Annotated in this window: 15 protein-coding genes; all 15 read left to right on the top strand. The window is 58.4% G+C overall.

Going from position 1 to position 19,357, the window contains the following annotated elements:
• Positions 1 to 178 precede the first annotated feature (178 nt).
• Positions 179 to 2,746 (top strand): Z1 domain-containing protein, encoded by a 2,568-nt coding sequence (locus tag V2B23_RS15240; protein WP_430951101.1) that lies wholly within the window; start codon positions 179 to 181, stop codon positions 2,744 to 2,746.
• Positions 2,743 to 4,569: a hypothetical protein gene (locus V2B23_RS15235; protein WP_430951100.1), complete on the top strand. Its 1,827-nt coding sequence runs from the start codon at positions 2,743 to 2,745 to the stop codon at positions 4,567 to 4,569. The genes V2B23_RS15240 and V2B23_RS15235 overlap by 4 nt, the downstream gene beginning before the upstream one ends.
• On the top strand, positions 4,569 to 5,462 hold the full coding sequence (locus tag V2B23_RS15230; protein ID WP_430951099.1) for a hypothetical protein: 894 nt from the start codon (positions 4,569 to 4,571) through the stop codon (positions 5,460 to 5,462). Before V2B23_RS15235 ends, V2B23_RS15230 begins: the two co-directional genes overlap by 1 nt.
• Positions 5,459 to 6,205, top strand: coding sequence for a DUF6339 family protein (locus tag V2B23_RS15225; RefSeq protein ID WP_430951098.1), 747 nt, complete (start codon positions 5,459 to 5,461; stop codon positions 6,203 to 6,205). The genes V2B23_RS15230 and V2B23_RS15225 overlap by 4 nt, the downstream gene beginning before the upstream one ends.
• Positions 6,206 to 6,872: 667 nt before the next feature.
• Complete coding sequence (locus V2B23_RS15220) at positions 6,873 to 8,075, top strand: DNA cytosine methyltransferase (protein WP_430951097.1); 1,203 nt, start codon at positions 6,873 to 6,875, stop codon at positions 8,073 to 8,075.
• A 136-nt stretch (positions 8,076 to 8,211) separates the two neighbouring features.
• Positions 8,212 to 8,742 (top strand): hypothetical protein, encoded by a 531-nt coding sequence (locus tag V2B23_RS15215; RefSeq protein ID WP_430951096.1) that lies wholly within the window; start codon positions 8,212 to 8,214, stop codon positions 8,740 to 8,742.
• Between the two features lie 123 nt (positions 8,743 to 8,865).
• Entirely contained in the window at positions 8,866 to 10,743 is a 1,878-nt protein-coding gene (locus V2B23_RS15210) for an ATP-dependent nuclease (RefSeq protein ID WP_430951095.1), read from the top strand.
• A gap of 294 nt (positions 10,744 to 11,037) precedes the next feature.
• Positions 11,038 to 12,336, top strand: a complete 1,299-nt coding sequence (locus tag V2B23_RS15205; protein ID WP_430951094.1) for a hypothetical protein — start codon at positions 11,038 to 11,040, stop codon at positions 12,334 to 12,336.
• A 287-nt stretch (positions 12,337 to 12,623) separates the two neighbouring features.
• Positions 12,624 to 15,269, top strand: a complete 2,646-nt coding sequence (gene ftsH, locus V2B23_RS15200; protein WP_430951093.1) for an ATP-dependent zinc metalloprotease FtsH — start codon at positions 12,624 to 12,626, stop codon at positions 15,267 to 15,269.
• Between the two features lie 58 nt (positions 15,270 to 15,327).
• Complete coding sequence (gene folE / locus V2B23_RS15195; protein WP_033236318.1) at positions 15,328 to 15,945, top strand: GTP cyclohydrolase I FolE; 618 nt, start codon at positions 15,328 to 15,330, stop codon at positions 15,943 to 15,945.
• Positions 15,946 to 15,998: 53 nt separating this feature from the next.
• Complete coding sequence (gene folP, locus V2B23_RS15190) at positions 15,999 to 16,811, top strand: dihydropteroate synthase (RefSeq protein ID WP_430951164.1); 813 nt, start codon at positions 15,999 to 16,001, stop codon at positions 16,809 to 16,811.
• Position 16,812: 1 nt separating this feature from the next.
• Complete coding sequence (gene folB, locus V2B23_RS15185) at positions 16,813 to 17,178, top strand: dihydroneopterin aldolase (RefSeq protein WP_430951092.1); 366 nt, start codon at positions 16,813 to 16,815, stop codon at positions 17,176 to 17,178.
• Complete coding sequence (gene folK / locus V2B23_RS15180; RefSeq protein ID WP_033236320.1) at positions 17,175 to 17,678, top strand: 2-amino-4-hydroxy-6-hydroxymethyldihydropteridine diphosphokinase; 504 nt, start codon at positions 17,175 to 17,177, stop codon at positions 17,676 to 17,678. Before folB ends, folK begins: the two co-directional genes overlap by 4 nt.
• Before the next feature lie 17 nt (positions 17,679 to 17,695).
• On the top strand, positions 17,696 to 18,163 hold the full coding sequence (locus V2B23_RS15175; RefSeq protein ID WP_033236378.1) for a DUF3180 domain-containing protein: 468 nt from the start codon (positions 17,696 to 17,698) through the stop codon (positions 18,161 to 18,163).
• Between the two features lie 70 nt (positions 18,164 to 18,233).
• Positions 18,234 to 19,352 carry a DUF6779 domain-containing protein gene (locus V2B23_RS15170; protein ID WP_430951091.1) on the top strand — a complete coding sequence of 373 codons (1,119 nt, stop codon included), beginning with the start codon at positions 18,234 to 18,236 and terminating at the stop codon, positions 19,350 to 19,352.
• The last annotated feature ends 5 nt before the right edge of the window (positions 19,353 to 19,357 follow it).

The raw sequence follows: 19,357 nt of genomic DNA, 5'->3' as shown, positions 1-19,357 counted from the left end.
CCCGATTTGTCATCGAAATCCGGCCGGTAGTTCGGGTGTGGCCCTGAGTTGTTTGCAACAGCTCAGTTCGCTGCGTTGACGTGCGTCGGATTCAGACCTTACGGATCGTTTCTAGCGCAACCTTTTCGATTTCTACGCTACCGTTCAGTCGCGAGGCGACACGGGAGGTATGGGGTTGATGGACGATTTTTACGATGTATTTGCGGGTTGGGCGAGAAAGACGTCGTTGGAATCAGCTCTCAAGCGTTTCAAAGGCAGGCTCAGCGAGGAAGAGCTCGAAGAGTTCGAAGCGGAGTATCGCAAAAACATCTCCGGAGTGATCGGAACTGGTCCGCCGATCATCCATGGTCCACGCGAGCCTTGGTATGCGGGTCCGAACGCGGGCGCTGATACTTACTGGCCTGCACTCGAGCGTTATATTCGAGGGGATTTGTCGTGGCCGGCCGATCGGGTCGAATCGTTGGATAGCTCGTCCAACAAAGTCATTGCCTATACGCCGCGTCCTAACGAATCATCGTGGGATGCGAAAGGGCTCGTTGTTGGGTATGTGCAATCGGGTAAAACCACCAACTTCACCGCTGTTATCGCGAAGGCAGCGGACGTCGGCTATAAATTCATCATCGTGCTATCGGGCATTCACAATGGGCTTCGGAAACAGACCCAAGAGCGCCTCGATGAGCAGCTGCACAAGCTCACGCCAACCAAGTGGAAGCAGCTGACGAATGCGGACGATGACTTCCGGGCGCCCGTCATGCAGTCGACGGCCCTGCTCCATGTTGATGACAGTGGCGTAATCCTTGCCGTCGTGAAGAAGAATGCTGCAGTGCTGCGCCGTTTGGACAAGTGGTTGCAACCGGCAGTCAAGCAACGAGCGCTCACGGATGTGCCGACACTCATCATCGATGATGAGGCCGATCAGGCAAGTGTGGAGACTCGCACCATCAATCCTTTGATTCGGGGCATCATCGAGAAGCTGCCGAAGAGTACGTACATCGGCTATACGGCAACACCGTTTGCGAACATACTGATCGATCCTGCTGGCGGTGACCTTTACCCCAAGGACTTCATCCTCAATCTTCCCGAACCCAAGGGTTACTTCGGCACTGAAAAGATATTCGGTCGGGATGCGGTTGAGGGGGACGAAGCGAACGGGAAGGATCTCGATGGCTCCAACATGGTGCGCATCATCCCCGATGAAGATGTCGACGACGTACGTCCGCTGGGGAAGACGGCCGCTGCATCCTTCATTCCCTCGATTCCGCCTACCTTGGAGAGTGCGCTCGATTGGTTTGTACTTTCTACGGCTGCGCGACGCGCGCGCGGTGACGCCGGGCATTCAACGATGTTGATCCACACCTCGGTGAAGACGGACATCCATCGCCAGTTCAAGGGGCCATTGAATGCATACGTGGAGAGGCTTTCAAAAAAATGGGCTGCCGGTGATGCATCGACCAAGGATCGCTTGCGAGCGCAATGGGAATCCGAGACGGGAAAGGTACGCTCTTCCGAATTCGATTTGAAATCAATCGATTTCGAGGCGGTGTCGGCGAAGGTCGAAGATGTCTTGTCGGTCTGTCGCATCGTCATTGACAATTTCCGAAGCGATGACCGCCTCGACTACTCCACTGACGGTCAAATCGCTATCGCGGTCGGAGGGAACACGCTCAGTCGCGGTCTGACGTTGGAGGGGCTGACTGTCAGTTACTTCGTCCGCGCGGCCGGTGCCTACGACACGTTGCTGCAGATGGCAAGGTGGTTCGGATTCAGGCCAGGCTACGAAGACTTGCCCAGGATCTGGATGACCGAGGAACTGCGGCAGTGGTTCCGCCACTTGGCGACAGTGGAGCGTGAAATTCGGCTGGACATCGAGAGATACGAGTCCGAAGATTTGACACCCACGGAGTTCGGCGTTCGAATCAGAACTCATCCCACGCTCAGAATCACAGCAAAGATGGGCGCCGCGATACCCGCATACGCGTCGTACGGCGGCAGGAGGGTTCAGACGCGTTACTTCCGCACGCAGGACTCGGAATGGCTGTTACACAACAAGGATGCTGCAGACGGTCTCGTGTCGCGAGTTCGTACCAAGGGAATTCAAGGCGACGTCCTGGACTCCGGCTCCGTGCTTTTTCGCGATGTCGATGCGGACGATGTGCTGACATTCTTAGGCGATTACCACGTGCATAAGGATTCGCCCGATCTCGACGCTGAGTTGATCACCAAGTATGTCGTGAAGCAAAGACGGAAGAATAGGCTCGACAAATGGAACCTGGCAATTTTGGCTGCAGAGCCAGGGAAGGAGAAGGGGTTTGTCAGGCTGGGTGGGTTCGACTTCGGTCGGATCATTCGATCTCAGCTCAAAGATGACGGTCTCGAGCGGGCTGATATCAAGACTCTGATGTCGAAGGATCATCGTGCGGTTGACTTCATACCCAAGACTGTCGCGAGGAAGCTCAGTGAAGGCGCATTGATGGATGCGCGTGACAAAGATGCAACCGTGCACCGGAAGGGCCTACTTCTCTTGTATCCGATCGATCCGGTGTCAGAACCGCTGGAGCAGAACATGGATTCAAGGAAGCCGCTTAATGCGGTTGAAGACGTCATCGGCGTGGCTCTCGTCTTCCCCGGTGCTGCTGACGACACAAGCCCGGTTGCCCAGACGTACGTAAGTGTCGATTTGACCGATGCCGAGATCGAATCTGATCAGGAAGAACTCGATGAGCTGGTAGGTGCGGAGTCCAATTGAGAAAATCAAAGGCTGCGGAGCGATCACAGTGGTGGTCACAACGGGTCGCCGCCGAGGGATCTACCGCTTCGGAAGGTATCCGTCGACAACTCGGGAAGCCCAAGCTGGATCCGCTCACCGTGCTCATTCGCGAAGCGGCCCAAAATAGCTGCGATGCAGCGCTTCCCGGCCAGGACGTTGACTTCAATGTGCAGATTCGTCAACTGACAGGCAATAGGCTCGAACGGTGGCGGGAGTTCCTTCTCCCCGGACCGGTAGGGGCGTCGCTTGGTCTGGCTGAAGCGTTGGACCGACAGCCGACCATCTTGACGATTTCCGATCGTGGCACGACTGGCCTTGGTGGTCCTCTACGAGCAGATGAACCTCCGCTTGAAGGTGAGCGAGCGGACTTCGTCAAGTTCATCAGAAATGTAGGTGAGAGAAAGGGAGTCGACCTGGGTGGGGGCTCCTACGGATTCGGCAAAGGAATTCTGTACAACGTCAGTCGGTGTCATGTGATCGTGGCTGACAGTCGTTGCATCTTTCGAGGCAAGCCGCAGCGTCGATTGATCGGTGCCGCCATGGGAGATGGTTTCCAAGACAAGGGCGTTCGCTACACCGGACGTCACTGGCTTGGTGCACTAGAGACTGGAATCGCGCAGGCGCTGGTCGATGACGATGCCGAAGAGATGGCAATGTCTCTTGGCCTGCCGACGTTCGCCGAAGGTCAAACAGGTACGACCGTAGCGATCATCGATGTTGACCTGGGAGCAGTTCGAAACGGCGAGGCAGAGCAGGAACGGACACCTGAGTCTGCTGCCGAGTTTATCGCTTCGACCATGCTTTGGAACCTGTGGCCGAAGATGATCGAAGGCGTGGAAAACCGCCTGAGGTGTTCAGTGAAGTTCGAGGGGTTCTCTATCCAGATACCCGATCCAGCTGCAACGATCGAATTGAAGCCGTTCGTCGATGCGTATCGAAAGCTATCGCTTGACGGTGAATACGATGTGCCTCCTCGGAGAACCAAACCTCAGGAGATCGGCCGTTTCGCGAAGGTTGAGTCGATGGCTCCTATCAAGCAGAATTATCTGATGGTTCTGGCAGCCCCATTCAGCGGTGCCGCACATCACTGCGCGCGAATGCGTCAAGCCGATCTGGTCGTAAATTACGTATCTGGAGATCCTCATCCGGATGAAGCGATTCAGTATGGCGCAGTCTTCAAAGCTGGCATCGATGCCGATCGGTACTTCTCGGATGCGGAGCCCCCCACTCACGATGATTGGGTGACGAGTGGGCTACATGGCACAGCATTGGGTGTAGTTCGTCTCGGAGCTACTTACGTGAAGAGCAAGCTCAAGCCTTCGGTTCGAGATGTCGATGCTGATTTGCATCACGAAGCTGCGTTGGCACCGCTCGCGGGTCGCTTGTCAGGACTTGTGGCAGGCGCATCCGGAGATGGCGCAGGGCAGCCGAATCGAAACGGGAGCCGCCGGTCAGGGCGATCCGGTAGCCGTTCGGCTGTCAAGCCAAGGATCGTGGAGGGACCGCAACTGATCGTGCACGACGGCGATGCGCTCGTGGTTGCCACGGTCGAGTTACCCGCCTGGCCCACAACGAAGTTGGTGATTGCGGAACCCATCGTTGTGATCGATGGTGGTATTGAGTTGCGGGGACTTCTGGAACCGGCAGAGGTCGTGGGCTGGGCATGTCTCGAAACGGGTGAACATCGGGTAGGAAGTCAGATTTCTGTTGCACGTGCCGACTCTCGAAAATGGGTCGTTTCAGTCCGTCCACCTCGGGATGCGGTTGTGCGGCTAACTTTTGTTGTCGAGGATGAAAGCTGATGGCCGTCAAAGACGTTCGTCCATACTTGGTGCCGAATTCCGAGACCATTGAGCCCTCGATTTGGTCACGGATGGTTGAAGGTGAGTGGGAGCCACTGGGAGAGGCTATCGAGAATTGGGACTATCGGTCAGGACTCCGCTTGCGCTGCACCATAAATGCGGATCCGTTGATGATCCGTGCGCATACGAGGCTTGATGATGGTTCGCCATTGGCGTTCTACTTCGGGTGGCGAGCATTGGACACCTACCTAGTCGGACCGGCGAAGCGTGTGCCCCTCGCGGAAGGGCGTTTCGATGTCGAGATTGAAGTCGATCCGCAATATGCCGGTGCAACTATCGCTTTGACCAGGAAACTGGTTCTCGAAAGGGATCGGTTGAGTCCGCTTGTGGGAGAAGCACGCCACGCGGGCTCAATCCTCTGGAACGACGAGCAAGCACTTCGTCTCACCGGCTCCGAAGCGATGTTTCCTACGGAGGTTGTCGATTTCGACGCATTCGGCATCGACGAGGGAGCCAGCTGGCATCTTCGAATGCCACTGAGTCCGGACGAGCCTGCGATGGGGGCATTGCTGCTCCTGATAAATCCGCTGGACAAGAAGCTGGTCAAGGCAGTCCAGAGGGAGAGGAACCATACGGACGAGCAATTGGTTCTCATTCAAGAGATGGAAGAAGGCCTGGTGGACGAAATCGTCCGATGGTCGCTGGCGCGTTGGGATGAGCTCGAAGGTTGTGATAGCGAATCATTCGGTGCCACTGCTCGTGCTCTTGCTCTTAGGGTGCTTGTTGACCCCACTGCGTGGACCGCCGAATCAATCCTGGGCTCCTCAATGGATTTGCACAGTTCGATTGTGGCTGGTGCACGTTCGATTGGATTTGGAAGGTTGCTCTCATGACCGAGCTGTGGCCCCGATTGAGTCTCGCGTCGGGAGTAGTTGAATTGCAAAAGCTCGATGGAGATCCTTTACACATGGCACGGGCGGCGCGCCCCACGCACTCGCAGATGACGTATGCGGCGAGTGGCGGGAAGCGTATCGGCGAGTCTGGTGTACAACAGTTGGCAGACTCGATTCGAGCAATTGCCCATGATTGTGGATATCCGAGCGAGGTAGGGAATGCGGACCTGATTCGCTTTGATCGCGTTGCTGCAGAAGAGATTCATCGGACTATGCAGATCACGTCAGTGGAGGCAGCTCACCGAGGAGTGTGGAACTTCCTCGCAATCGTGGCGATGCCTGACATCACCCGATGGCGATTCCCTGGAGAGAACATTGAACGTTGGATCGCAACTGACCTGACACGTCATATGTTTGCTCGCTTGTGGTGGCAGGCAATGACATTCGCGACAGTGGTCGACGGCGTCGCGGACTACTCGCTCCTGCGCAAACTCTCGGAGAGTGATCTCAACCAGATTACCGAACGCAGGTCGATAGCAGGAGTAACTCCTCTTGCTCGTTCGATCGCTCGCATACTGATCGAAGGCGGAGGAGGGGGAGGACGGAGAAAGGTTCTCCGAGACGCTGTGCCCAGACTGCGTCGGTTGATGGCGTTCATGGACTTCTCGATATTGAGCGATGATCAGTTGGACGATCGCGTGCGCGCGATTTTTCGTGAAGTCTCGCTCGAGGCCGTTCAGTAGGGAGTTCGTCTGCCGAGTGGACTGTGTGGGTACCAGCGCACGCATAAACCGGACGGATAGTCTCTTGTGGTGTTGTTCGGTCGGCAGCGCAGAGGAGTGCCGGGTGAGTTCTCGGGCGCAAGAAGGCGCTGTAGCGTCGCTCAGCGCGAATTCTCGTCCAAGTAGCTGCTGTCGAGTGACGATGCCACGAGGTCGATAACGGCCAATTTCGAGTAATGCGTCGTAGTCGAGGAGCGCGTTCTGCAAGCGCTGGATGGTGTTTCGGTGCCAGTTGGTGTTCGCGCGGTACTTCTGCAGCATGCCAGCGGTGACACGTTTCGCTGAATTGCATCGTCGAAGTCGAACTTTGACGCTTGCGAATCGAGGGCCTGTTCGAACTGTGCTTTGAGTGTGCGACCGGCGTTATTGAGCTCGTGCCAGTGTTCGGTCCCGATCATCATCGTTGTGAGATTGGTCTGTGGATCCAGGTCAATCAGGAGGACGCGCTTCCGAACACGCCGGCCACGAACTCGGCGAGCGCAGCCGTCATCGTGGACTTTCCGGCGCCGCACTTGAGGTTTTTGGTCGCAATTACTTTGGCCACGAGGTGCGTCGGTCCTTACATCTCGGATGCGGTGGTGTTCGTCGCGGGCGAATCCTCATTCGACACAGACTCTACGATGACCAGGTGACAAAGCTGCTGTGTGGTGGCTGGGGTTCGACCATCGGTGTCGTAAACTTCGCCGTTATGGAAGACAATCGCAGCGCACCGTGTGATCTGTCCACGCACTCGGTTGTCGACCTGTTTGCCGGGCCCGGAGGTATCGACGTGGCTGCAACCTGGCTTGGAATGAGTGCCGTCGGCGTCGAATGGGACGATGAAGCCGTCGCGACGCGCAAGAAGGCCGGCTTGAAAACCAGGAATCGTGACGTTCGTACTCTAGGTCCGGGTCACTTTCCGAAAGAGACAGTCCTCGCCGGGGGGCCTCCATGTCAAACCTTCACAGTGGCGGGATCTGGTAGCGGCCGAGATGCGCTCGATGACGTTCTGCAACTCGTGCAGCGAATGGCTCGGTCTGAAGACGTGTCATCGTCACTGAAGGGGCTCGATGACGAGCGAACTGGGCTGGTGCTCGAACCGCTCCGGTGGGTCCTACAGGCGCACGCTGCTGGTCGACCGTACGAAGCGGTAGTCCTCGAACAGGTCCAGACGGTCCTCCCTGTGTGGGAGGCGATGAAGCCGGTTCTGGAGTCGCTCGGTTACAAAGTTGTGTGCACCGTCCTGCGAACCGAAGAGTTTGGCGTACCGCAGACCCGACGCCGAGCGGTGCTGCTCGCCAACCGGAAGGTGACACCGATCCACCCGGTGCCCACGCACCAGGCATACCGAGCGGGAATGGCGCGTGGAACCGGAGAATCGCATTTACTGCCATGGGAAAGCATGGGTTCGGCTCTGGAGCGGGGCAAGTGGTTCGAGGTTGTGTCCAACTACGGCTCGGGCGGCATTTCCTCTGCGCGTGGGCGGCGTACATCGGAGCAACCGTCGGCCACGGTGACCGGCAAGATATCGCGTAACCGCATTGTCGACCACATGGGAGTCGAACAGAAACGGTTCTCTCCCGCCGAAGCTGGTCGGTTGCAAACGTTCCCCCTCGACTACAAATGGGTGGAGCAAGGCTGGGCTCAGCAAGTGGGCAATGCTATGCCGCCCAGGCTGGCTGTCCATGCGTTGGCTGCAGCATTCGGCCAGCTGCCGGTGACCGCGCAGCTGGACAAGAAGGTTAACGGGACTTGGAAACGGCCAGGCACGAAGGACACAGCCGTTGCGACCTCAGTCCCGGGCTTCATGGTGGAAGGCGGCCTGGATCTCGATGCTGCAGTGGCAATTTGACGGCCCTGTGGGCAGCCGCGGCGACCAACGTGATTGTTTCCACTCCATAACCTTTGGAAGATATCGCGTGCCATTGTCCGACCGCTAGGGTTTGGACAGTTGGCCGGTACGGCCTGATGTGAGAGGACCATCACGCGTGACAGTCATTGCTACCTCAGTTGCCTGCGCCGAATCTGAGGTCGACCGTCCGTTCAATATTGCCCCCGGTTCGATAGTGAAGGTCAGCGACGAGGGATGGTTGGTGCCCTCCGTTGAACAGACGTCTGATAGGCACATAGTCCACGTGTTGGACCTTTTCGATGTGGTTCGCGGCACTCTGGCTTCATTCTCGATCGCTCTGGATAATGTGGTGCTGGTTGATCCCGCGGAAGTGGCGGGTGATGGCCGACATATCGGACAAGATCCGGAGATCGCAGTTGTATGCGAGTCGTTGGCAAGATCTGGCGAATACGATTCCCCGATCCTATATGGTGGATTCATTTCCGGAGGGGAGCGCCAGGGCGCGCTTCAGTGGGAAAGGTCGTTGCTTTATGTCGCCGCCACCCGAGCAAGGGACAAGTTGGTCGTGTTGTTAATTGGAAAGCCTGGTGCATTGCTTCCGAAAACTGACGGATCGAGTTCTGGTGATCTCGAGGAGTTGGATTCTACGAGAGCAAGCTGCATCTGATATATGTTATCTTTCGCCTCGGTTGACTCATCGATCTATTTGACTTAGATGGCCCTTCGGCGATGGCCATCGTGCTCTACACACTTTGAATTATTTCGTAGACATCATAAATTAAGGGGTACGTTGAACGAGAGTTTTGAAATTGAAGATACTTCTGCGGATGTTCTTTTCAGGAAGTTTCTCCATAAATCCGTAGAGCCAGTGATTACGGAGATTAGATTTCCTCGGTATAAATCGCTCGATCCGGATCTGACAATTAGCTTTTCATATCCTATTACTGCACTGGTTGGAGCGAACGGTACGAACAAGTCTTCTATCCTCCATGCGATTCAAGCTGCGCCAGAGGGTCGTAGCGTTGGCGATTTTTGGTTTTCTACTGCTGTTGATGAAATAAAGGGTCCGCGCCTCTCTGCTACTGATAGACATCGCTTCATCTACAAGTATCGTACGCACGTGGGTAGGAAGGAAGTTTTTCCGGAGTGTCGGAAGTCGAGGGTGACCCGCGATCATCGAACTAAGGTTCCAAGATCGCTCGAGGGGAGTAGGGATCCAGACGCCTGGGAGCCGACTAAGATCTCTACAAGAGATGATGGAATGCAAGAGGCGCCACCGCAAGGAGGGCCAGCTGATCAGCTCCTATATGATTCGCGGAAACGTTGGAAGTTGATCGAGAAGAACGTTATTTATCTTGATTTCCGATCTGAGCTGTCCGCATTCGACAAGTTTTTCTATCACTCCCCGTTTACTCAGTGGGCGCCAAATCGTGCGCGAAAAAAACTAAACTTGATTGTTCGATCGCAGGGTTTGTCGCGTGCATTTAGTGGAGAAAAACCGAAGAAAGTTGATGAGAATAAGTTAATTGATTCTCGTCAACTATCACCCCAGTCTTTGGTGGTGATAAGTGCAATTCTGGGTAAGGATTTTACCAAAATTCAGCTTCTTCATCATCGCTACTACGCATCTCCCGGCTACTCGGCTCGTATGGAATTGAGTGGCCGTAGCTACTCTGAGGCACATGCGGGGAGCGGGGAATTTGCAATTGTCCGATTGGTCGATGAGGTCGTGTCCGCACCGCCGAACTCCTTGATAGTCCTGGATGAGCCGGAAGTTTCTTTGCATCCAGGAGCTCAGCGACACCTTATTCGTTTTTTGAAGCAGCAGTGCTTAACCCGCGGGCACCAGGTGGTGATGTCAACTCACTCGCCAACTATTATTAGCGAGCTTCCGCCCCAAGCTGTGAAGCTTCTGGGGACTCGGACTGGGGAAGGTGTTGTCGAGCTTCTGTCTGACAGTACCGCGCCAGGTGAAGCCTTCTTCCATCTGGGGCACTTCGCTGGAGGGACGGGACAGAAAATTGTAGTCGAAGACGATCTGGCTGCCGAGATTGTCACGAGATCCATTCGTGTATTTCATCCGGAGTATCTCGACGTCATCAAGCCCTCCGTTTTTCCAGGAGGAGGAGATCGAATACTAAAGAGTTTGCTTCCGACTCAAGCGCTCGTCGGATCTGCTGATGTAACGCTTTTGCTTGATGGGGACAAGGCTCAGTGGGATGCCGATTGGAGTGATCCATTGGGCGTTTCGGGTGATTTCGTCGGCTGGATTGAACGCTTGAAGAAGAATCTTGGAGTCGATCCGGAACTATTTCCGAATGGAAGTAACGGGACGGCTGATAGTACGAGCAAGACTGAGAATGCCAGGACTGTTGCTCTGTGGGCTCGCGACGAGCTTTTTCATTTGCGCGGTTTGTCACCTGAGTCGGCGCTTCTATTTGAGCAGGGCGGCGTTGATGATGGCGATGGACCGTTCATCGATGCAGTTACTGCCAAGGACGAATTTGTTGCGCAAACGAAGGTATTTCATGGAAAGCTCGAGCGGGAAAAGGTGACTGCCGAAGAAATTTTCGGGTACCAGAAACACTTGATTGCGAGACTTGGTAGCGGCAGTGGAGTGCTTCGCTCGGCTAACCTTGCAGTCGAACGCGCCATTTCGAAGCTGTAGCCGAACCGCTTGAACTGGCAGTCAGGATTTTTCACACTTGACGTCTAATAGAAGTCCTGCGCTTATCGGTTTGCTCGACCCGTAGGTCTACGGCGGGTTGGTCGCTCGATCGCTCCATTGTCTCCCGAGGTAACTGTCTTTATGTTGCTAGGGAAAGGCGGCGGATAAATTGTGGGTCCGACGGGGAAGTCGCGACGCCCTCCTATCCTTCGCACGATGCTCGTCGTCGAGGGTTCGACAGAATGTCTGTGTTCTCGGATAGCGTGAGCGCGACGTAACCCAGGAAGGCTCGATGTGGTCGACAACGACAATGTGATTTCGGTATGGACCCTCGCAACAAAACCGGCCAATGCGCCTGTAATTGCCGACGAGGGAGCTATGACGCCGGCGCGTCTGGCCGAGTTGCGGACAGTTCTCGCGACCTTGGCTGAGACTCCCATCGCTACGCTCGAAGCACACCCTCTTCCCAAGTCGATCGATCTCAGCCGCGGGATCCACCTTGACAGTGCCAGTCCGTTGGCCAGTCACTTGTCGCAGCTGATCAGCCAAACGACCAAGGCGACAGGCGCAGTGGCATCAGATGGCGAAGGTCTGTACCGCATGGTGGTGCCGGCAAAGGTTGCCGCACAAGTCGGAAGTGGCCTCGTCAAACCGATGACCTCAAAAGCAGCGGCCGGTGGAGTGCATAGTGCTCTGGTCGGACCTTCGGGGATTGCTGCGCAGGCAACCTTTGTACCTGTTGCGGGAAAGGCTGCAGTAGCAAGAGCTGCGGGTGGATCGGCCGCGACTGCGGGTATTGCAGTAGGTGGAGCCGGTGCGTTAACAGTCGCGGCGCCGCTGGTTCTCATGGCGGTGGCGGTCGGTATGAGCGCGCACGCTGAACGTAAACGCGAATTGGCGATCGAAAACATCACCAAATTACTCGAAAAGCTCCACGACGACGCTCTGCAGAAGGAACGCAATTCCCTGAACGGGTGCCTAGGCGCGATCGACACAGCGACGGCGATATTGCTCGACCAAGGCCGTGTCGGCGCGTCGGTTGGATTGGATTCTGCAGTGCATGCGATCAGTGTCGGCATGGCATACGCCGAAGAACGTCTGAAGAAATGGCAGCAGGGTCTCGTTGGATTGAAGGCCGGTCGTGTCGAGCTTGCGACGCTTCGATCGGCGTTCGCCGGAATCGATGAGGAGGGTGGCGAATTTCGCGTTCATCTCGAACTTGCAGCGCTGGCTATCGCGCTCAAGAAACGCGTCATCGTTCTTCAGGCCGTAGAGCATACGCAGATGGACCAGACGAACCCATTCGAGAGTTTTACTCGTGCGCTGAAGAGCGATCGGCAGCGTGTCACGAAGTTGGAATCGGAGATCGCCGAATTACTGTCGGGATTGTCAGAACTGAAGCTCGACCGGTCGCATGGTGTTCGTGACTTCGTCTTCAAGTCGAGCGAGGTGGACAAACTGCTAAGCACGTCATATTTGCTCCGGGAATTGTGTGACGGAGTCGCGACGTCGGACCGCGATTGTGACGTGGCCATCGAGATCGCACGAACAAGCGACGGATCGGTCGTTGTGCTCCCTGCTTTGGCTGCATAGGCTGACCGGAAGAAGGGCTGCCGGTCGAAAAAATGACGTGCTTTCGAGAATGCATGCAGAACTTTGGAGTGCGTGTTCGCTTACAGGGAACTATGCGCTGTGGTTGCTCGGGAACCTCGTGGTCCTGGTCGTCGTTGAAATTGCAGACGATCGTTTCGATCAACCTCGACGGCTGCTGACGGGCACAGACAGGACCGACCACGGTAACCTGCAGGTGTCCGGTTGACAGCCGGCGGCGACCGGCAGACCCGCACTCCCGAAAGGACCGGCCACATCGGCCGACCTGTATGAACCGTAAGACTGTGTTCCGTAACGTGCTACTCGTAGCCGTCGTGCTGATGGTGATCTACGCCTTCAGCTACTTCGGTAACGACACCCGTGGCTTCAAGACCGTCGATACGTCGGTCGCGATCTCCCAGATAGACGCCAAAAACGTCACGTCTGCGCAGATCGACGACCGTGAGCAGCAGGTTCGCCTGTGGCTCAAGGAAGGTAACGACGCGACTGGTGGCCAGACGCAGATCTTGGCGAAGTACCCCGAGAGTGCGTCCCAGCAGATCTTCCAGGACATCGAGGGTGCCGGACTCGAGAAGTTCAACACCACCGTCACCACTCAAAGTTGGCTGACGTCGATTCTGCTGTTCGTCCTGCCGATGATCATTCTGTTCGGCATCTTCTTCTTCGTCATGAACCGCATGCAGGGCGGCGGGGGACGTGGCGGCGTGATGGGCTTCGGTAAGTCGAAGGCCAAGCAGCTGTCCAAAGACATGCCCAAGACCACGTTCGCCGATGTCGCCGGTGCGGACGAAGCTGTCGAAGAGCTGTACGAAATCAAGGACTTCCTCCAGAACCCGACGCGCTACCAGGCCCTCGGTGCCAAGATCCCGCGCGGCGTTCTTCTGTACGGGCCTCCCGGTACCGGTAAGACGCTGCTCGCTCGCGCTGTTGCAGGCGAAGCCGGTGTCCCGTTCTTCACCATCTCCGGTTCCGATTTTGTCGAGATGTTTGTCGGTGTCGGCGCGTCGCGTGTTCGTGACATGTTCGAGCAGGCCAAGCAGAACAGCCCTTGCATCATCTTTGTCGACGAGATCGACGCCGTCGGTCGTCAGCGTGGCGCGGGCCTGGGCGGCGGGCACGACGAACGTGAACAGACTCTTAACCAGTTGCTCGTCGAGATGGACGGTTTCGGTGACCGCACCGGCATCATCCTGATCGCCGCGACCAACCGCCCCGACATTCTCGACCCGGCTCTGCTCCGTCCGGGCCGCTTCGACCGTCAGATTCCCGTGGGTGCCCCCGACCTTGCCGGTCGACGTGCCATCCTGCGTGTTCATTCGCAGGGCAAGCCGATCGATCCCAACGCAGACCTCGAGGGTCTCGCCAAGCGGACCGTCGGTATGTCGGGTGCAGATCTGGCCAACGTAATCAACGAGGCCGCATTGCTCACGGCGCGCGAGAACGGCACCGTCATCACGGAAGCCGCACTGGAGGAATCCGTCGACCGTGTTGTCGGTGGACCGCGCCGCAAGAGCCGCATCATCAGCGAGCACGAGAAGAAGATCACCGCGTACCACGAAGGTGGACACACACTCGCGGCGTGGGCGATGCCAGACATCGAGCCCGTCTACAAGGTCACCATTCTCGCTCGCGGTCGCACCGGCGGCCACGCTATGACGGTGCCCGAGGACGACAAGGGTTTGATGACGCGCTCCGAGATGATCGCTCGTCTCGTGATGGCGATGGGTGGACGCGCCGCGGAGGAATTGGTCTTCCACGAGCCCACCACCGGAGCGTCGTCCGATATCGACATGGCCACCAAGATCGCTCGCGCGATGGTGACCGAATACGGCATGAGCGCCAAGCTCGGTGCAGTCCGCTACGGGCAGGAGGGCGGCGATCCGTTCCTCGGCCGTTCGATGGGCGTGCAATCCGACTACTCGCATGAGATCGCCCGCGAGATCGACGAGGAGGTGCGTAACCTCATCGAGGCCGCGCACACCGAAGCATGGGCAATTCTCAGCGAGTACCGTGACGCCCTCGACCTCATTGCCAGTGAACTGCTCGAGCGTGAGACATTGACCCGCAAGGACCTCGAGAAGATTCTTGCCGGCGTCGAAAAGCGTCCGCGCATCACGGCTTTCAATGATTTCGGTGGCCGTACGCCGTCGGATCGCCCGCCGGTCAAGACGCCTCGCGAATTGGCGATCGAGCGTGGCGAGACGTGGCCGGAGCCGGCTCCGGCGCCCGTACTCGTGAAGTCGGGTGCGCCCGCTGCGGCAAGCATCGGTGGTTCCAACGGTTACGCGCAGCCCAGTGCTCCGCAGCAGCAGCCTGCGGCCCCCCAGCAACCCGCACCCGCGCCGGGTACTCCCGACTACGGAGCACCGGCCGGTTGGTCGGCTCCGGGTTGGCCGCCGCGCGAGAACCAGACGCAGGCCTACCCCGGCCAGCAGTCCGGTGGATACCAGGGCACTCCCAACCAGGGGACTCCCAATCAGGCACCGCCCGCGTCGGGCCAGTATGGCGAGCCTGCGCCGGGCCAGTATGGCGAGCCTGCGCCGGGTCAGTACGGTCAGCCGGCACCGGGTCAGTACAGCCAGCCCGCACCCGGTCAGTACGGTCAGCCGCAGAGCCATCCGGGTGAGCAGGCCTATGGTCAGAATCCGGGCCAGCAGCAGAATCCGGGCCAGCAGTACCAGGGCCAACCTCAGTACCCGACCCAGCATTACACGGGTCAGCAGGGTCAGCCGAGTTACCCGGTGCAGTACCCGGACGGTGGTCCGTTTGCTGATCCGAACCGTGGAAATGCCGGTGGCAACACGGGCGTCGAGGGTCAGGATCAGTGGCTGGCGCCGGAGTCGGATCCCAACGCCTCGTCGAGCGACGACGGACCGAGCACCATGCGCTGGGACGGACCGGACGGATCTCGCTGAACAACCGCCGTTAGGCTCAAGCTGCGGGGTATGAAACAAACTCTCGAGGAGCGTTCGGTTGTCGGTGAATGAAGTGGTCAGTGAACTGGTATCAGTTGAAACAGGGCGGCCGTTCGATCAGGCCCGTGCAGAAGCAGCAGTTCGTGAACTGTTGATCGCGGTGGGCGAGGATCCGGACCGTCCCGGTTTGCTCGACACACCCGCACGGGTGGCACGGTCGTACAAGGAGATCTTTGCCGGGCTGTACTCCGAACCGGACCAGGCACTGAACACCACGTTCGACGAAGGACACCAGGAACTGGTGCTCGTGCGAGACATTCCGATGTACTCCACCTGCGAGCACCACTTGGTCTCGTTCCACGGAGTGGCACATGTCGGCTACATCCCGGGTAAATCCGGCAAGGTCACCGGCCTGTCCAAGTTGGCTCGAGTTGTCGATCTGTACGCAAAGCGGCCGCAGGTCCAAGAACGGCTGACAAGCCAGATCGCCGATGCATTGATGCGCAAGCTCGATCCGCGCGGTGCCATCGTCGTCATCGAGGCCGAGCATCTGTGCATGGCGATGCGTGGTATCCGCAAGCCTGGCGCGAACACGACGACGTCGGCTGTTCGTGGGCTCCTGCAGTCCAGCGCGGCCTCGCGTTCCGAGGCTCTGGACCTCATTCTTCGTAAGTGAGCGCAGTGAACTCCGCGGGCGGCGTGTCGACTGATCCGGGTCGGACGCTGGTGATGGGGGTCCTCAACGTCACCGCTGATTCATTCTCGGACGGTGGACAGTTCCTCGATCGAGATGCGGCGCTTGCCCGCGGACTGGAACTGAAGGCTCTAGGCGTAGACATCGTCGATGTCGGTGGCGAATCGACCCGGCCGGGAGCGTCGAGGGTTGATCCGAAAGTGGAAGCGGGACGAGTAGCACCGGTCATCGAGGAGTTGGTGGCTGCGGGTATTCGCGTCAGCGTCGACACCATGCGCGCCTCGGTTGCCGCTGCCGCGATCGAAGCCGGTGCGGCGATCGTCAACGACGTATCCGGCGGTCGTGCAGATGCGGACATGGCGTCTGTGGTTGCCGATGCCGGGATTCCGTGGGTTTTGATGCACTGGCGTTCGGCGAGTGACTACGTTCACCGCGGAAGCGCCGATCACTACGACGACGTTGTCACCGACGTTCGTGACGAACTCCTGACTCAGGTCGACCTCGCGCTGAAAGCGGGCGTCGATTCCTCTGCCATCATCCTCGATCCAGGCCTGGGGTTCGCGAAGAACGCCGACCACAACTGGGCTTTGCTGCGGGCGTTGCCGGAGTTCAGGGCGTTGGGTTTTCCTGTTCTGGTGGGGGCGTCGCGTAAGCGTTTCCTCGGATCGCTGCTCAGCGATTCCGACGGGACGCCGCGGCCGCCGGCCGGGCGGGAAACTGCGACGGCGGTGGTCTCCGCGCTTGCCGCACGTGAGGGCGCGTGGGGTGTTCGTGTTCACGACGCTCAGGCGTCTCTCGACGCTATCGCTGTTGTGGAAGCGTGGTCTCGTGGACGGGAAAGGGACTGACATGGGCGATCGGATCGAGTTGCGAGGACTGAAAGTCCGTGGCAATCATGGTGTTTTCGACCATGAGAAGCGTGACGGTCAGGACTTCTTCATCGACATCACGGTGTGGATGGACTTGGCTCCCGCAGCCGCGTCGGACAATCTCGAGCACACACTGCACTACGGAGAGTTAGCGGAGGCTGCCGCAGCGATTGTCGGTGGACCGTCACGCGATCTCATCGAAACCGTTGCTGCCGAGATCGCCGACAACGTCATGACGGATACGCGGGTGCAGAGCGTCGAAGTTGTTGTCCACAAGCCGTCGGCACCGATCCCACTCGTGTTCGCAGACGTTGCCGTCGTTGCTCATCGGACGAGGCAGCAATGACTCGGGCCGTTCTGTCGATCGGCTCCAACATCGGCGATAGCCTGGCCCATTTGCAGTCTGCGGTAGACGGTCTCGGAGACGCCGTAGTGGCTGTGTCACCGGTGTATTCGACCGCGCCGTGGGGTGGCGTCGAACAGCAGGATTTTCTCAATGCCGTCCTACTCGTGGACGATCCGACGGCCGGAAGCTACGACTGGCTTCTGCGGTCGCGCAAACTCGAGGAAGACGCCGATCGGGTGCGTGATCAGCGATGGGGTCCGCGGAGCTTGGACGTCGACGTGGTGGATTGTGAAGGAATTGTCAGTGCTGATCCGGAGCTGACCCTGCCGCACCCGCGGGCACATCTTCGGGCATTTGTACTCATTCCCTGGCTTGACGTCGAACCCGGTGCAACCCTGATGGTCGATCAGGAGGTTCGCGCTGTGGCGCAAGTGCTCGCGAACCTCGATCGCTCGGAGCGCGACGGAGTTCGCGTCACGGATTCGGTTCTGATTCGGTGACCGAACAGGATCGGGGCATGAAACCGACAAAAATCAGCGAACTACTGGTTTTGACCGGGGTGGCCGCGGTAGCCACCTGGATTCTGATTCGTGTGTTCTACGGTTCGATGCCGCCCATCCCGGTGTATGCCGGAGCGTCGCTGTATCTGGCCGCCATCGCCGAGGTGATCCTCGCGTTTGTCATTCGATCCCGCATCAAGGGAAGTCAGATCGGCGACGGCTATCGACAACTGCACCCGATCGCCGCGGCACGGGCCCTCGCGCTCGCAAAAGCGTCAGTACTGGTCGGTTCAGCTACCACCGGAGTGTGGATCGGGGCGCTGGTGTATCTCATCCCACAACGATCCGTTTTGAAAGCCGCCGCGGAGGACACCCCGGGGGCGTGGGTCGGACTTGGTGCAGCAATTGCGCTGGTAGCAGCCGCGCTGTGGCTCGAACATTGTTGTAAGACGCCAGAAGATACACCCGACGAGCCGGCGCACTGAGCACTGCGGTAGGCGAATCGCATGGGTAAGGTCCATGGCACCTGCGCTCTCGGCAAGTACCCTGGCAACCATGACGAATTCTGGTCGATCGAAGTCTGCGCGCCGTAGCAAGCGCAGCGCGAGCCAGATGATCGTTGCCGGTCTTCTTGCTCTCGCTGTCATCGCATCACTGTTTCTGATCTTCAGCAACAGTGTTCAACTCCTTCGTGTCGGACTGGTGGTGGCGCTCTGGGCGGCCACGCTGGGTGCGATCGCGATGACGAAGTACCGCCGCGAATCAGCGCTCGACAAAGCCAAGGTCGCGGATTTGCAGACCGTGTACGAACTGCAACTCGAGCGTGAGATTTCCGCCCGACGCGAATACGAGTTGAGCGTCGAAGGTCGTATCCGCCGCGAAGTCGGCGCCGACTCGGCAGAACTGTCGGCACTCCGCGAAGAATTGGTGGCCCTTCGACGCAATCTCGAAGCGCTCTTCGACGGCGGATTACTCCCCGAACGCCCGGCGCTGAAGGCCGACTCGACGCGCGTCGGAGAACTCGGTGGCGGGTCCTACAGTGCCTATCAACCGGCAGCATCGGGCCTGTACGTACCCGGTGCCGGTCAGAACGCCACCAATTCCCCGAGCCCCCAGGTAGGTGGGTTGGCGTCACCGAACGACGGTCCGGTCACCGCCGAAACCACCGTCGTGTTCGAGGAAGTCGCGTGGCGCGAGGCCGCCGCGAAGAATGCGGTTGCGAAAGATGCTCAGCTCAAACGCAATTCGCAGCAGACGCAAGGCGTGCAGCGCGGCGAAAACCGTGAGCCTGCTGTTGCCGCAGTGAAGCCAGTGGTTGTCCCACCGCCGATCGCGAAGCCTGCGGTTGCGAAGCCTGCGGTTGTGAAGCCTGCGGTTGTGAAGCCTGAGACCGTCAAGCCTGTTGCCGAGCCGGTCGTTGACGAGCCAGTAGTCGAAGAAGTGGTCGAGGTAGTCGCCGAAGTGGTCGAAGAGCCAGCGGTCACACCTGCAAGCAGTGCTCCTGAGCCCGCATCCGAACCCATCGAAGAACCGCGTCGTCGGCGTCGCGCAGTCCCGGACAATGCCGACAGCGGTGCGCACTCCAACGGTTTGACGGTGGCCGAGATCATGGCAAACCTCAGTTCTGCGAATCCGGCGGAAGGCTCGGGGCGCCGTCGGCGCCGTGAGGACTGAGAGCG

The organism is Rhodococcus sp. 24CO (genome assembly GCF_050586165.1).
In the GTDB taxonomy this organism is placed as follows: domain Bacteria; phylum Actinomycetota; class Actinomycetes; order Mycobacteriales; family Mycobacteriaceae; genus Rhodococcus_F.
This window is presented reverse-complemented; position numbering and strand designations above follow the sequence as displayed.

Excerpts from the sequence above, each read along its gene's own strand:
- folB (WP_430951092.1), top strand. The coding sequence starts at position 16,813 with ATGGGCGATCGGATCGAGTTGCGAGGACTGAAAGTCCGTGGCAATCAT.
- V2B23_RS15175 (WP_033236378.1), top strand. The coding sequence starts at position 17,696 with ATGAAACCGACAAAAATCAGCGAACTACTGGTTTTGACCGGGGTGGCC.
- folP (WP_430951164.1), top strand. The coding sequence starts at position 15,999 with ATGGGGGTCCTCAACGTCACCGCTGATTCATTCTCGGACGGTGGACAG.
- V2B23_RS15230 (WP_430951099.1), top strand. The coding sequence starts at position 4,569 with ATGGCCGTCAAAGACGTTCGTCCATACTTGGTGCCGAATTCCGAGACC.
- V2B23_RS15240 (WP_430951101.1), top strand. The coding sequence starts at position 179 with ATGGACGATTTTTACGATGTATTTGCGGGTTGGGCGAGAAAGACGTCG.
- folK (WP_033236320.1), top strand. The coding sequence starts at position 17,175 with ATGACTCGGGCCGTTCTGTCGATCGGCTCCAACATCGGCGATAGCCTG.
- V2B23_RS15170 (WP_430951091.1), top strand. The coding sequence starts at position 18,234 with ATGACGAATTCTGGTCGATCGAAGTCTGCGCGCCGTAGCAAGCGCAGC.
- V2B23_RS15225 (WP_430951098.1), top strand. The coding sequence starts at position 5,459 with ATGACCGAGCTGTGGCCCCGATTGAGTCTCGCGTCGGGAGTAGTTGAA.
- ftsH (WP_430951093.1), top strand. The coding sequence starts at position 12,624 with ATGAACCGTAAGACTGTGTTCCGTAACGTGCTACTCGTAGCCGTCGTG.